The following is a 14,813-nucleotide window of genomic DNA, read 5'->3' as shown; positions in this document are numbered from 1 at the left end:
TTGAACTTAATTATTAAGCCGCAACTCTTTCAACTAGAGCCATATCTTTGGCCGACATGAGTTGCTCGATATCCACCAGAATTATCATACGCTCATCGATCGAGCCCAACCCGATGATATATTGAGTATCAATGCTCGCCCCCAATTCCGGCGTGGAATGAATTTGCTCAGGCGTCAATTCGATTACGTCGGATACACCGTCAACCACCATACCAATCACTCGGCCGCAGACATTTAAAACGATCACTACTGTAAACGGGTTGTATTCCACATTCCCCAATTGGAATTTTATGCGCATATCAACAATGGGCACTATGACGCCGCGCAAGTTAATTACGCCCTTGATGAAATCCGGAGTATTGGCAATCTTAGTGACCGTTTCATAGCCGCGAATTTCCTGAACCTTAAGAATATCGATTCCATAATCTTCATCGCCCAGTTTGAAGGCCAGATACTCCCTGCCGGTAGATGCAGCCCCGCCGGGCTTCTGATTGTCTTGCATAAATAACCCCGATTCTTAATATTGTGAATATTTAATATCGAATTTCAAAAATGGTGTAGTGTATCCGCATCGGTCAACTTTCGGCGGATTCAAGAATCTTTGCCCTAAGGCTCCCTTCCTGCCAGCACTACAGTTTTACTTAAGCATAGTAAAACGAAGCAGCAAGTCAAACCGTTATTGTAATTTTTTTATATCAAAAGTGATGCGGAATTCTTAAGACCAGAACATGCGGAACCATCCCGGCAATAAAAGGAATCTATGGGACAAAAAGCTGGGCGCCCAAACCCATTACGTCAATAAGCCTGACGGAATGGGGCAATTTAGCCATCTCGACATTCAATGAACTTGCCGTCCAGAGAAAATTTCTACCACTAAGAAACCTTCCGAAGAAAATCAGAGAGCTTGAATTGCTTTATTGATTGCATTCCAAGAAGAATTTCTCAGATGAGGGAGAGTATTTTACTGGCAATTCCATGGAGTGGCACAACATGATCGACGCATCCCATTTTATAAGCCGCTCCGGGCATACCCCATACGATGCTGGTCCGTTCATCCTGAATAACAGTGATTGCCCCGGCATCATGCATCTCACTCATCCCTTTGGCCCCGTCAACCCCCATACCGGTCAATAAAACGGCTATTGCATTTGTGCCGACGCTACGGGCAAGAGAGCTGAACATGACATCGACAGCTGGTTTATGACGATTAACGTACTCCCCATCATACAAGTGGATCACCAAACGGGCACCCTCCTTCATCACTTTCATATGCCTGTCTCCGGGAGCCAAATAGATATGGCCGGCTTCCACGATCTGGCCGTGCTTTGGAATGCAGGTTGTCATTTCAGTCACAAAGTCAATATGCCTGGCAAATGACTCGCTGAAAGCCAAAGGAAGATGTTGCGTAATGACGACAGCCGGGGTGTCTGCCGGAAACCCCTTGACGACCGATTTAATCGCCTCGGTTCCTCCCGTGGACGCTCCCAGGGCGATAATCTTATTGGAGGCTGCGTAGCTTTTTTTTACAGGATACGGTTTTTCCTTGAGTTGGCCGGGTATTTTTTCGATATCGCCCGATTTCAATCCTCTATTGTCGAAATTTCTAATATTGGCCAATGCCGCCATTTTGACCTTGCCAATAATCTCTTCCGCATAATTGTTCAAGGTATTGGCAACATCCACTTTAGGCTTGGGGACAAAATCAACAGCTCCCAAGGAAAGCGCTTCCAACGTAATGTCCGCTCCTCTTTCTGTGAGAGTCGAAATCATTACCACCGGCGTCGGCCGCAAACGCATCAAATTTTTCAGAAAAGTAATGCCGTCCATCTCCGGCATTTCGATATCCAAAGTCAGCACATCGGGATTGAGCTGCTTGATCATATCCCTGGCAATATAGGGGTTGGCCGCAGTACCGACCACTTCGATATCGGGCGATGAGTTAAAAATCTCAGTCAATAGTCTTCTGATTAACAAAGAGTCATCGATGATTAATACCCGTACTTTATTCATGCATTATTTCTTTATCAAATTACATGTCGCCCCGCATACGCGCTTGGCTACTACATTCCGGTTTACTTAGACTCTATCGGTCTTGCGGCAGATCGACGATGAATCTCTTGCTCTATACTTTACTATAAGGGGACTTCAATCAAAAAAGTTCAATTTCGCCGGCAACCGGGATATCTTTAAGGCTATTAAAATATTGGCGTTCTCTTTGGAGAACCGTATCGTTATGCAATTCTCTTATTTTTTTCATTGCCGCTTTTCCCGTTTTCGGAAAATAAATTATTTTTCGAGGATAAATATCACCCAAATCCTGAGATAGCAATCTCAATCCTTCCTGATCGAGATAATCCAGAACAAAATTGATATTTTTGATTCCAATATCGGTTAGAGTCGGAATGATTTTTCCGCCTCCGAATACTTTTACTTCCAGATTTTTACGTTTACCGCCATTGCTCAATATGGTATTGATCAAATGTTCCATAGCATAGTTTCCGTAACGCGTAGAAGCCCCTATAATAGATTCATTACTCTTTTTTATCGGGCCGTAGTTTCCTTCCGGCAGCATAAAATGATTCATACCGCCAATGCCCAATTCTTTATCTCTGATACAAGCCGATACGCATGATCCCAATACCGTGGTAATCATCTCGTCTTCTTGCGTCACATAGTATTCTCCAGGGAGAATCTTAATCGCTATGATTTCCCGGTCTTTATCCCAATATCGATTAAGACGCTCAAACCCCGCAATCGACGGCCTACTAATCTTAATGTGCGCATTCATCAGTTACTTAATCTTCCCATAAATAGTATATGTAATCTATTCAAAGCCCTAAGAGCGAATTTGAGGATTCTGAATGTCCAATAAATAGCTGCTGACCAATTCCTGAAAAATTAGATTTAAGCCCATGTGCCTTTAGCCTTAAAGAATACCGAGTCCAGTCGCTAACAACAAACAGCACTCTATGCTTTATTAATTAATACGAACATGACCCGCGCAAATAAGAACATAACCCGAATGCTCTTCACAGCTTCCCGATGTCACCTATTTATTGCGCAAAACCATTGAGCTCCAACACGTCCGATAATCCCAGCAGGTCTGCGGATTCTATGAATCGTGGGGACGGCTCGGTAACTAGAATATTTTTTTGCCGTTTACCGGCTTCTTTTTTTAACGCGACTAACAGTTGCAAGGCCGCCGTATCAATCGAGGCCACCTGAGAGGCATTAATCTCAATCGAATCATGCACCGCAAAGGAATTTTTAATTCTTTCATGTAATTTAGTAATATTCTGAATACTTAAGACGGTATCCAAATTGATACGCGGCCCGGCATCCTCGCACTCCGTATCTGAGTTAAAACTCTGGTCTTCCTGCACATCCGTCATTGAGTTCATATCGTTTTCGGCAGTCATCTTTAGAAAATTACTCGCGTTTTCCTGTTTAAGGCACACCCTTATACATAAATGCCGTCATATCCGCCGGGAAGCGGGTATCCAGCGCCAGGGAGGCAGGCTCAAAACATCCCTGTAGTCTGGATTCCGGCAATCCCTGCCGGAATGACGGACTTGGGTATAAGGATATGTGTTTAAGGTTATAAGAATATCCATCCCGCATCCCTTCTTTAGGCTACTAGCCATCTTCCATAAAATACTGGATTTAAGAATACAATTATTATTACTTAGTCATCTGCTGATATTTAAATATATTCAATGTCAGGGAAAGAGACAAAACCCTCGGCTGCTAATTATTATAATTTTCCAGTTCTTCCAGTTTGAGTAGTTTATCCACATCCAGCAAAATCACCATACGCTCATTGACCGATGTCAGGCCGGTGATGAATTCGTTGCTGACTTTCGAACCAAAATCAGGCGCTTTCTGAATTTTGTTTTTGTCTATGGTAATGACATCCGATACGGCATCAACCACCACCCCCATGGTCCTTGTTCTATTACCGTCTCGGGTTTGTAGCACAACGACAACGGTCAGTGAAGTGTATTCGGTAAACTTCAAGTCGAATCGCTCTCTCAAGTCGATAATCGGTACGATCGATCCGCGCAAATTCACCACGCCTTTCTCATAATAAGGAACATTAGGCACTCGGGAAACCGGCTCCCAACTGCGAATTTCCTGGACACGAAGAATATCCACCCCGTATTCTTCATTTTCCATCGTAAAACTCAAGTACTGGACCGCGTCGATTTCCTTGTGATAACGGTTCTGCTCCGAACTATTTTCTATCTCTTGTGCCATATCCGCTCTCGCTAAGCCGCCGAAGGTATCTGCGCCTGACGATTGGAATACCTTACCAAACCCGGAACGTCAAGAATCAAAGCGACCGAACCGTCGCCAAGAATGGTAGCGCCTGAAATGCCTTCCACTCTGCGGTAATTCGCTTCCAATGATTTAACGACCACCTGTTGCGGTCCCAATAATTCGTCGACAAACAGGCCGCATAACGCGCCTTGCCTTTCTACCACAACAATGACTCCCTCGGATGGCTTGGACTTGTCTTTGAGCGGAACATTGAATACCTCGTGCATTCTGATGATCGGAATGTATTGATTCCGCAGTTTGAATGCCTCGCCTTTACCGGCTATCGTATTAAGCATTTTTTCGGTGACATTGATTGATTCGATAATTGAAACCAAAGGCACAATATAGATTTCATCGCCCACGGCAACGGACTGGCCGTCAATAATGGCCAAAGTCAACGGCAGATGAATGGAAATCGTCGTACCTTTTCCAAGTTCGGAAATGATATCGACATTTCCTCCCAAGGCCTGAATGTTCTTTCTTACGACATCCATGCCGACACCGCGGCCGGAAATATCGGTAATACTTTCTGCGGTTGAAAAACCCGGCATGAAGATCAATTCAAAAGCCTGTTTGTCGCTCAACTGGCTATTTTCAGCAATCAACCCTTTCTCGACAGCCTTGGCGATCAATTTATTTCTATCCAATCCCCTTCCGTCATCGCTGATCTCGATAACGATATGGCCGCCCCGGTGATAAGCATTCAGTTCTATCGTACCGATTTCGGACTTGCCTGCAACCAGCCGGTCCACCGGCATTTCTATGCCGTGATCCAGGCTGTTCCTGATTAAATGCACCAACGGGTCATTGATCAATTCAACGACGGCCTTATCCACCTCGGTGTTTTCCCCCACTAATTTCAACTCGATTTTTTTGCCTAGCTTGGCACCGATATCATGGACCAGCCGGGGAAATCGGCTAAATACGAAACTAATGGGCAGCATCCGTATGTTCATGACGCTTTGCTGCATGTCCCGGGTATGGCGTTCGAGCTGTGAAAGGCCCCTTTTCAGCTGTTCCAACTGATCCATGGTAAAATTTTCACTGATCAGGCCCAGCATGGATTGCGTTATGACGACTTCGCCCACCAAATCGATCAAGGCGTCAATTTTTGCGGTATCGACACGAATTGAACTGGAATTGGAATTGGAAGACTTGGGCGATTTGGTTTGATCATTATCAGGCTGGGAGACGCTCTGTTTGGTGCTTTCCGGATTGCCCGTCCCGGTTTTTGCTTCGGCTTCGCCCAATTCCGTTTTCGGAGCGCCGGTTTCGGGCGGAACCGGCTCCGGCTCGATTTTTTTTACTGGCGGAACCGTTTTGCCAGGCTTTGTCAAAGGCTGAATGTCGAGTTCGCAGTCCCCCTCAACCCAGGAAAAGACCTCATTGACTTCCTGAAAAGAGATGTCGCCTTTTATCTGCAGTGTCCAGGAAAGATTGCAATCCTCCGGGTCCAGCTCAAAAAGCCCCGGCACATCCCGCGTATTGACCGATACGGAATAGTCGCCCAACTCGGCGAGCTCGCGAAATATCCTCACCGGATCGTTCCCGGTTTTAAGCAGGTCAAGGTAAGGGCAAAAGGCTATCTTCCAGCCTTGCTCCGGCATTTCGCAGGCTTCGGATGCGACAGCCTCATCATCCGCATTTCCGGACTCAGGCCGGGAAGATGGAGGCTCAGTAGCCGGAGCCCCCCCTGCCGCGCCGTTCAGTTGAATTTCCAGGGCAAGTTTATATTTTTCTACCGCAACCCGATCTACGCTTTCTCCTTCCTGAATTGAAGTCAGCATGGTTCTCAGACAATCCACCGAACCTAACAAAACATCGACCGCGGGTTGAGTCACTTTCCTTCGCCCGTCGCGCATCTCGTCAAGTAAGGTTTCCATCACATGGGTAAAATCAGCCACATCGTGAAATCCGAATGTACCGCTTCCGCCCTTGATCGAATGCGCACCCCGGAAAATGGTATTAATCATTTCCGCATCTATATCTCCCGTATCGAGGTTTAACAACCCGGATTCCATCGCATCCAGTCCTTCGAAACATTCTTCAAAAAAGACCTGATGGAATTGAGACATATCGATAGACATAGGCTTACCTGTGTAATACGAGAATTTGAGTCATTACCTTGACTATAAATTAGCCAAGAACCTTTTTTAATGTCCTTAATAACTGTTCCGGATCAAATGGTTTGACGATCCATCCCGTCGCTCCGGCCGCCTTGCCTTCTTGTTTTTTTTCAATCCCGGACTCTGTCGTCAGCATCAGCATGGGTATGTATTTATAATCGGGCAATGATCTCAAATCTCTGATGAGGGCAATACCGTCCTTATTCGGCATATTGACATCGGTGACGATGCAATCAAATTTCTTGATTTGGGCTTTTGTCAATGCATCAACCCCATCTACAGCCTCTTCGACTTCATAGCCAGCGCCTTTAAGAGTAAAGGCGACCATTTTTCTCATAGAGGCTGAATCGTCAACTGCAAGAATACTTGCCATTGTTTTCTCCATTGTTGTACTTAAAGCAAAATCGGGTCAATAGCAGCAAAACGTCAATCGTTTCCTGAAAGTATAGTAAAAAAAATTTTTTTGTTGGATTTTGCGAATTGAAAAGGAAAGTGAATAGCCAAAGCAAGAGCTTTGCGAGTCAGATAATCTGGAGCGGGAACAAAACGGTACTTGTCGGGATTGCGGTGTAATGGTCAACAAAAACCGGACACCTATTCAAAAGGAGGTGGCACCGAAAAACTGAACGAGCGGCAGGTACTTATGGACCGCTTCGTAGGGTACGCTGTGCGTACCTTCCCCCGCACATCAATGGTACGCACAGCGTACCCTACGGTGGGATGCCGGACGGGATATTTATCCCGTCCGTAACGTTTGAAGCGGGACAAGCAGGGAGGAGGATTTTGTGTTGGCGGAGAGTTTTCAAACAGTGGGGACGGCGTTATAAATCCTGCCCCGCTCAGATCCTGGGAGCGTACATCCCTGCAGTCGAGCGTACCCTACTTGAAGTTTGAGTTCGGGATAAGAAACAACAACCCCATGCTCTCATTTATCAAAGTCAATCCGCTGCCTCAGAGGTAATGGCTTATCCCGATTCAGGTTACAAAACCATTTCACGCCCTTATTGATCAGGTTAAACCCATGCCCTTATACATAAATGCCGTCATACCCGCCGGGAAACGGGTATCCAGGGATGGCAGGCTTAACGTCCCTGTAGCCTGGATTCCGGCAATCCCTGCCGGAATGACGGGCTTGTGTATAAGGACATGGGTTAAACCTCTGATGATTCATTTGAATCATCAGCGGCCCATGCTTGCATAATCATGACAGCATAGTGCCAATTTTCTTTATTAAATCGGCGGGTTTATAAGGTTTTATAATATAAGCCGTTATGCCCGCCTCGATGGCTTCTTTGACTTTGCTGCCTTCCGACGACGAAGTGAGCATAATAAAAGGCGTACTTGCCAGTTTAGGCTCTGCCTTTACAGCTTTGAACAAATCCAATCCGCTCATTCCCGGCATGTTCCAATCACAAACTACCAGATTAACTTTTATCCTTTTCATCAATTTGAGCGCTTCTTCCCCATCGGGCACATCAAAAACATGCGCAAAACCGGCATCCCGTAAAACGGCTTTGGTCATGCTGCGCATAGATAAGGCGTCATCGACAACCAAGATTTTGTTCTGAAGTAATTCGTTCGTTAAGTCCATCGTTGTTCCAAAAAACAAGAGCTATAAATTTCCACGTGCTCAACAAAATTAGGCAAAATCAATAGAAAATCTGCTAAGCACTATTGACTGAAAGGAAGAAAAAAGGCTTCAAAACGCCACGCAACTCAAGCCAATCAAGCTTTTAAAGCATTTTCTTCCCTGCTCGCACTCTAATAATAGCAAAAACGAATAAATTGGCATGGGTAAAATGCCTTCCCTACATCTTTCGCGTCCGGATAATGATAACGGCTTCTCAAATCCAAAAAATTAAGGCCAAAATAAACACCTCCTTCCGGCTGTCCGGGAACTCACAATTTTTATCGAGAGAGCACTACCCTGCTTATCCTGTGTAATTTGCCGACACTATATTTCTTATGTAAAATTAGGCACCTCGTTTTTTAGCTCGGAATATGAAAATGTCTAATATTTTCCATCGATCGAAAAAATCTTGGCGATTTTGCAACCCTTATTTGGCAGTTAGTTCCTGCATGGTGAAATAATTGACTCATTCCGATTCGAAAAGCCCCGATCTTGATTGGAGCCAGGTCCGAGAAACCGTCAAATTGTTGACATTGTCAGCCGCGCAGGTAGACGTGATCATGCAGGAAGGCGACTCGGCAGTCGATACACTGACCGATTCGTTCACCGAAATTGTAGAAAGTATGCAGGCGATGAACCAGCATCTTTTGGCTCTTGTCGATTCCAATGAGAGGGAACTGGCTTTAACTTGCTGTTCGAAGACCCAGGAAAAGATTCAAGCCGCCATCGTTGCGTTTCAGTTTTACGACCGCATGCAGCAGTGCCTGCATCATGTCACCTCGAATCTGAGAGGATTGTCCAATCTCGTTGGAAGTCCGGAACACCTCTATAATCCTGATGCATGGCGAGAACTTCAAGGAGAGATAAGATCCAGATTTACGATGGAATCCGAAAAAGTGATGTTTGACGCCATTCTTCAAGGCAAATCGGTCGATGAAGCGATTGCCGCAAAGACCGCCTTCCAGGAAGGCGAGTCGGACAATATAGAACTCTTCTGAGTCCGACAAAGTCTTGTTTCGTTCCTAACACGGAAATAACCCGCAAGCTTCAACCCGGTCCTGATCCGTGCAGACGCATCAATAACACGGCCTCGTCCCTGCACAAGCTACAATCGCGCATCAGCTCTTCCACACTCGCGCCATGGCGAATTTTCTGAATGATGGCGTTATAGGGATTTGCCGATTGCTCATTTTGCTGAAAAGCCGAAAGCTTTGCCGATAACCCTTTCAATTGTTCATCGATAAACGCCAGCCGGCTGTCCGCCGCCCGTGCGGACGAACTCAACCCGGCTAAATATTGATCGTTTTTTTGAACGCTATTTTTCAATACCTGCAATTCGCCCTTCAGTTTCATATAAGTACGCGCCAGCCATAACAGCATAACCACGGCCGTTACCGTAACATGAGCAAGGACGATCAAAAACAAATTAGCCATCGATCAATTTCATTTCCTGGAGAGAGTGAGCCGAACGCTTTTTCCGGATTTTACAGTTTCTCATTCATGTCTTACGGACTGTGCCGAAATGAATTTTCCACTGTCCATCCGTTTCCTTTATCGTCCGAACAAAGCCGAAGAAAGGCATCGAACGGAAGATTATAACGCAGAAAAATTTTACCGGCTTGGTTCCAGCCAGCCTTTCATTCTGGAACGCAATCTCAACACCGCTTGCGAACTGATCTGGCTCACCCTCGATTCGCTGACATTCAACACATCCCCAATCTCGCGCAGATTCAGCTCTTCGCCATAATAGAGCGACAACACGAGCCGTTCGCGCTCGGGCAGTCCCGAGATGGCTTCGGCCAGAGCCTTTCGCAGCCCCGCCCGGCTCACATCCTCAAAGGTTGCCTCGCCAAAGCTCGCCGCCTCGTCAAGATAATGATCGCCGGACTCGGCCAATTCTTCGATACTGAAGATGCGGCAGCTACTGGAGTCTTCAAGTATGCGATGATACTCTTCGAGAGAGATCCCTAAAAATTCGGCAATCTCCTCCGCCCTGGCTTCCCGTCCTGTCTTATTTTCAATCACACGGATAGCGTCCGTCACCAGCCGCCATTTTTTATGCACCGAACGCGGCGTCCAGTCGGAACGCCTCACCTCATCCAGCATCGCTCCGCGAATACGTATCCCGGCATAGGTTTCAAAACTGGCGCCTTGGCCGATGTCGTAGTTTTTAATGGCGTCCAGCAATCCCAGCATCCCGGCCTGAACCAGATCATCGAGCTGCACGGCATCGGTCAGCCGGTTCAGCAAGTGCTGGGCGATTCGCCTGACCAGCGGCGCATATTGCATGACGTGCTCATCGATGCCGCCGGTCTGAACCGCACTGTACATGGCGACTCCGCTCATACATAATCCTTGCGGGAACTGTATTGAACCATTCGTTCAATGAAAAACTCGAGATAGCCGCCCGCCTGATACTTTACCGGCAAGGCATCGATTTTTTCGGCGATTTCCGTGATTGCGAGGGAGATGTCGCTCTTGGGATATTCCAATACCACCGGGCTTTGCTGCTGGACCGATTTACGCAAAGTCAAGTCGTAGGGTATGCTGCCGATAAACTGCAGGTTAACGTCCAGATAGGCGTCGGTAACTTTACATAATTTCTGAAATAACTTTCTGCCTTGCTCCCCGGTTTGGACCATGTTGGCGATGACATTAAAATCACTGACCGTATAGTCTCTGTTCAGCAGCTTGATAAACGCATAGGCATCGGTCAGAGAGGTAGGTTCATCGCAAATCACCACCATGACCTCCTGGCAGGCGCGCACAAAGTTTACCACGCTCGCCGAAATGCCGGCCGCCGTATCCACGATCAGCACATCCATCTCCTGATCGATCTCGCTGAACGCCCGGATCAGCGCAGCCTGTTCCATAGTGGTAAGCTCCGACATTTTCTGAATACCGGAAGCTCCCGGAATGACTTTCAAGCCCAAAGGACCTTCCATCATGATCTCACTCATAGATTTCTCTCCGGACAGAACGTGAGCCAGATTGAATTTCGGGTAAATGCCCAGCAAAATATCGACGTTGGCCAGCCCCATATCGGCATCGAGCAAGGCAACGCGGCGGCCTTTTTTGGCAAGAGCAACCGCGACATTCACCGACACGTTGGTTTTACCTACCCCTCCCTTTCCGCTGGCGACCGCAATGACCTTGACAGGCTTAACGCTTTTCATATTTCTAATCCCTTGAGCTTGATCATGATGCTGCATGATTTTACGCTACAAACATTTCGTAATTTTCAAAATCGCCGATGCCGTTATCCTCTTTCGATTCGGCCGCACATTGGCCGATAAGCGTTCTGGCCACAGGGATAAACATATCTTCGGGAACGCGCTGTCCATTCGTAATAAACGATACCGGCAGATCCTGCTCTATCAGCGCGGAAAGCGCCGGACCGGCGGTAACGGCCTCGTCGAGCTTCGTCAGGATGCAGGCCTGCGGCTCGAAAAACCGGAAGGCATTGATGATTTCATTCATAACCCGGTATTCGGAGGCGGCCGACATCACCAGATAAGCTTTAATCGAGAAAACGCTTTGCCGCAGCATATTGATCTGCTCCACCAGCTTCATATCCCGCTGGCTCATGCCGGCCGTATCGATCAGAATCAGGCGCCTGTCGGCCAGGCCGAGGATAAGGTTCCGCAATTCCTCGCTGTTGGACGCCACCCGAACCGGCACACCGAGAATACGTCCATAGGTATTGATCTGCTCGTGAGCGCCGATCCGATAATTATCGGTAGTGATCAAGGCGACCTGCGACGGACCATGCTTCAAAATGAATTTGGCGGCCAGCTTGGCGATGGTCGTCGTTTTGCCGACGCCGGTGGGCCCGATCAGCGCCACGACTCCGCCTATGTCCAATAGATTGTCTTGAGCGATGGGCAGCATTTCCGCCATCAATTCCTGAGCTTCCGCAAAAGCCAGATCGATATTGGCATAACTGTTCAGCCGATTGGCGACATTCACGCTCGTTTTTTTGGAAATGCCCATCTTGGCCAATTGCTGCAACAGATGAGCCCGGACCGGATTGGCTTGCGCAAAACCGGCAACGCCTGTGTCCGCTATTTTGCTGTCGAAAGCGGCTTTCAAGGATTTAAGATCCCTGAACATTTCCAGCAGCAGTTTATCCGGGAGTGTGGATGGCATCGTTTCCGCCGCCCCGGCCTTCTCGACCGGTTTTTCTTTCTCAAAGGGATGAACGACAGCCGCCGGAGCCGGTTTGGTTTCTTTTACCGGCGGCACGTTTTCTTGGCGACGGAACTGCATTTTTTCAGCATAGCCGACAAACTGATCAGCCGCGGCCTGCGGGATGCGATTCGGCATCATGCCTCCGCGGCTGCTTTTTTCACCGTTACTCAAACTATTGAAACGATTCGTTTCGGCCTGTAAACCCGGTGTTTGACGAGGAGACGTTCTATTCGATGCTGCCGGTAACGGCTCGCTGGATTGTTCCACCAGCTTGTTTTGAATCAATTGTTCGTCAAAATCGCGCGCCGCAACGATTTCAATGCCGCCGTCAACGGATTTGTTCGACATGATCACCGCGTCCGCGCCCAGTTCTTCTTTGACCATGCGCATCGCCTGGCGTATATCCGGCGCAAAAAAACGTTTGATTTTCATAGCGTTGCCTCATTCCTCATGTCCATCGCCCTATGGTTGAAACCACTTTGATTTGTCGGTCCGGCGGTATTTCGTTATAAGCCAGAACGTGCAGGCCGGAAATCGAATGGCGGACGAATCTGGCCAGCCAGGGACGCACGTAGGAAGAGACCAGCAAGACCGGAGCTTGCCCCTCCATTTCCATTTTTTGGGTATTTTCCTGTAACGACCTGTGCATTTTTTCCGCCAGACCCGGTTCGATGCCGGCACCCTGTTCGCCTGCGGTTTGCAAAGATTTATGCAATAACTGTTCCAGATCGTACTCCAGGGTCATGACCGACAATTCCTGCTGTATCCCATTGATTTCATGGATGATCAACCGACCTAACGAAGCACGAACCGCTGACGTCAAGATGTCGGGATCTTGACTCTTGACCCCGTATTCCGCCAAAGTTTCGGCAATCGTACGCATATCGCGGATGGGCACGCGCTCCTGCAGCAAATTCTGCAGAACCTTGACGATCAGGCCCAAAGGCAGAATCTTCGGCACCAGATCATCGACCAGCTTCGGCGCCGTCTTCGCCAAGTTTTCAAGGACTTTCTGCGCTTCCTCGTAGCCGAACAATTTATGGGCATGAACCTGAAGCAGATAGCTGAGATGCGTAGCGACCACGGTGCTGGGATCCACCACGGTATAACCCAGTGTTTGGGCATAATTTTTCTGGGCCGGCTCTATCCAGACCGCTTCCAGGCCGAAAGAAGGATCGCGGCAGGCTTTGCCTTCCAGCGTTCCGAATACGCGCCCCGGATTGATCGCCATTTCCAGGTCGGGCATGATTTCGGCCTCCCCCACCGTAACGCCCATCAATGAAATCCTGTACTCGGCGGGATTCAGATCCAGATTATCGCGTATGTGCACGGATGGAACCAAAAAGCCGAGTTCCTGCGAGAGTTTTTTGCGTACCCCCTTGATGCGCGCCATCAACTGCCCCCCCTGATTCTTATCGACCAGGGGAATGAGCCGATAACCGACCTCCAGGCCCACGATATCGATCGGCATGACATCATCCCACCCCAGTTCCTTCACTTCGGGCACAATGGGAGCCGACATGTCCACCGGATAATTTTCATCCACCATCTCGCCTTGCTTGCGCCGTTTATCGATCAAATAAGCGGAACCCGCCAGCAGCGAAGCCAGCAAAATAAAAACCAGATTCGGCATGCCTGGAATGATGCCCAGCGCCGCGATGACTCCTGACGTAATCAGCAGGGCTTTCGGATTTTCGAAAAGCTGCGTGCTGACTTGCTGACCGAGATTCTGGCTGGTGCTGCCGACTTTGGTCACCACGATCGCCGAAGCGGTCGAGAGCAGCAAGGAAGGAATCTGGGCGACTAGGCCGTCGCCGATGGTCAATAAGGTGTAAATCTTCCCGGCATCGGCAAAACTCATGCCGTGCTGACCGACGCCGATCGCCATACCGCCGATCATGTTGATGAACAAAATGAGGATACCCGCCACCGCATCACCGCGGACGAATTTGCTGGCGCCGTCCATCGAACCGTAAAAGTCGGCTTCGGTCGCAACTTCGGCCCGGCGGGCGCGCGCCTCATCCTGAGTGATCAAGCCGGCATTCAGGTCCGCGTCGATCGCCATCTGCTTGCCCGGCATCGCATCCAGCGTAAACCGTGCGCCGACTTCCGCGACCCGTCCTGCGCCTTTGGTCACGACGACGAAATTGATCACGACCAGAATGGAAAAAACGACCAGACCCACCGCAAAGTTGCCGCCGATCACGAAGGCGCCGAAGGCCTCGATCACCTTGCCCGCCGCGTCTCCGCCGTTATGCCCTTCCAGCAGGACGATCCGGGTCGAAGCCACGTTCAACGCCAGGCGCAATAATGTCGCCAACAGAATCACCGTCGGGAAAGCCGCAAACTCCAGCGGCTTGAGGGTATAGACGACCACCAGCAGAATGATCAGCGAGAAGGCGATGTTGAAGGTGAACAGCAAATCCAGCAAAAACGCCGGCAACGGCAACATGATCATCGCCAGGATCATCATGATGACGATCGGTGCCCCCAGCTCCGCCTTGCCTAAAAATTTGACGGCCGAAGTAATTTTACTTAATTCCATA

Annotated in this window: 14 protein-coding genes; 1 reads left to right on the top strand and 13 read right to left on the bottom strand. The window is 48.6% G+C overall.

Annotated elements, in window-relative coordinates; genetic code table 11:
- Nucleotides 1–13: 13 nt before the first annotated feature.
- The 8 genes from METAL_RS08540 to METAL_RS08505 all read right to left on the bottom strand — a co-directional run bounded on the left by METAL_RS08540 (nucleotide 14) and on the right by METAL_RS08505 (nucleotide 8,037).
- Nucleotides 14–502 carry a chemotaxis protein CheW gene (locus METAL_RS08540; RefSeq protein WP_005371439.1) on the bottom strand — a complete coding sequence of 163 codons (489 nt, stop codon included), beginning with the start codon at nucleotides 500–502 and terminating at the stop codon, nucleotides 14–16.
- 440 nt (nucleotides 503–942) lie between these two features.
- Nucleotides 943–2,010, bottom strand: a complete 1,068-nt coding sequence (locus METAL_RS08535; protein WP_005371435.1) for a protein-glutamate methylesterase/protein-glutamine glutaminase — start codon at nucleotides 2,008–2,010, stop codon at nucleotides 943–945.
- A 139-nt stretch (nucleotides 2,011–2,149) separates the two neighbouring features.
- Entirely contained in the window at nucleotides 2,150–2,788 is a 639-nt protein-coding gene (gene cheD, locus METAL_RS08530; protein ID WP_005371433.1) for a chemoreceptor glutamine deamidase CheD, read from the bottom strand.
- A gap of 265 nt (nucleotides 2,789–3,053) precedes the next feature.
- Complete coding sequence (locus tag METAL_RS08525) at nucleotides 3,054–3,419, bottom strand: STAS domain-containing protein (RefSeq protein WP_005371432.1); 366 nt, start codon at nucleotides 3,417–3,419, stop codon at nucleotides 3,054–3,056.
- Nucleotides 3,420–3,747: 328 nt separating this feature from the next.
- Nucleotides 3,748–4,257, bottom strand: a complete 510-nt coding sequence (locus METAL_RS08520; RefSeq protein ID WP_005371431.1) for a chemotaxis protein CheW — start codon at nucleotides 4,255–4,257, stop codon at nucleotides 3,748–3,750.
- Between the two features lie 11 nt (nucleotides 4,258–4,268).
- Entirely contained in the window at nucleotides 4,269–6,407 is a 2,139-nt protein-coding gene (locus METAL_RS08515) for a chemotaxis protein CheA (protein ID WP_005371429.1), read from the bottom strand.
- A gap of 49 nt (nucleotides 6,408–6,456) precedes the next feature.
- Complete coding sequence (locus tag METAL_RS08510; RefSeq protein ID WP_005371426.1) at nucleotides 6,457–6,819, bottom strand: response regulator; 363 nt, start codon at nucleotides 6,817–6,819, stop codon at nucleotides 6,457–6,459.
- 828 nt (nucleotides 6,820–7,647) lie between these two features.
- Nucleotides 7,648–8,037: a response regulator gene (locus tag METAL_RS08505; RefSeq protein ID WP_005371424.1), complete on the bottom strand. Its 390-nt coding sequence runs from the start codon at nucleotides 8,035–8,037 to the stop codon at nucleotides 7,648–7,650.
- A 599-nt stretch (nucleotides 8,038–8,636) separates the two neighbouring features.
- Between METAL_RS08505 and METAL_RS08500 the strand changes: the two genes are divergently transcribed.
- Nucleotides 8,637–9,074: a hypothetical protein gene (locus METAL_RS08500; protein ID WP_245549498.1), complete on the top strand. Its 438-nt coding sequence runs from the start codon at nucleotides 8,637–8,639 to the stop codon at nucleotides 9,072–9,074.
- 49 nt (nucleotides 9,075–9,123) lie between these two features.
- On the opposite strand, the gene METAL_RS08495 is transcribed toward METAL_RS08500, so the two are convergent.
- From METAL_RS08495 to flhA, 5 genes are all read right to left on the bottom strand, one after another.
- Nucleotides 9,124–9,510 carry a DUF2802 domain-containing protein gene (locus METAL_RS08495; RefSeq protein ID WP_005371421.1) on the bottom strand — a complete coding sequence of 129 codons (387 nt, stop codon included), beginning with the start codon at nucleotides 9,508–9,510 and terminating at the stop codon, nucleotides 9,124–9,126.
- Between the two features lie 177 nt (nucleotides 9,511–9,687).
- Nucleotides 9,688–10,422: an RNA polymerase sigma factor FliA gene (locus tag METAL_RS08490; RefSeq protein ID WP_040578311.1), complete on the bottom strand. Its 735-nt coding sequence runs from the start codon at nucleotides 10,420–10,422 to the stop codon at nucleotides 9,688–9,690.
- Nucleotides 10,419–11,252, bottom strand: a complete 834-nt coding sequence (locus METAL_RS08485; protein ID WP_005371417.1) for a MinD/ParA family protein — start codon at nucleotides 11,250–11,252, stop codon at nucleotides 10,419–10,421. Before METAL_RS08485 ends, METAL_RS08490 begins: the two co-directional genes overlap by 4 nt.
- Before the next feature lie 40 nt (nucleotides 11,253–11,292).
- A complete protein-coding gene (gene flhF / locus METAL_RS08480) occupies nucleotides 11,293–12,699 on the bottom strand; it encodes a flagellar biosynthesis GTPase FlhF (RefSeq protein ID WP_005371415.1) in 1,407 nt (468 codons plus the stop codon).
- Nucleotides 12,700–12,715: 16 nt separating this feature from the next.
- Nucleotides 12,716–14,812 carry a flagellar biosynthesis protein FlhA gene (gene flhA, locus METAL_RS08475; protein WP_005371414.1) on the bottom strand — a complete coding sequence of 699 codons (2,097 nt, stop codon included), beginning with the start codon at nucleotides 14,810–14,812 and terminating at the stop codon, nucleotides 12,716–12,718.
- Nucleotide 14,813: the final 1 nt, after the last annotated feature.

The sequence above is a fragment of the Methylomicrobium album BG8 genome (assembly GCF_000214275.2).
GTDB classification, from domain to species: Bacteria; Pseudomonadota; Gammaproteobacteria; order Methylococcales; family Methylomonadaceae; genus Methylomicrobium; species Methylomicrobium agile.
Note: the sequence above shows the minus strand (reverse complement) of the source record. Positions and strands in the feature narration are given on the sequence as shown.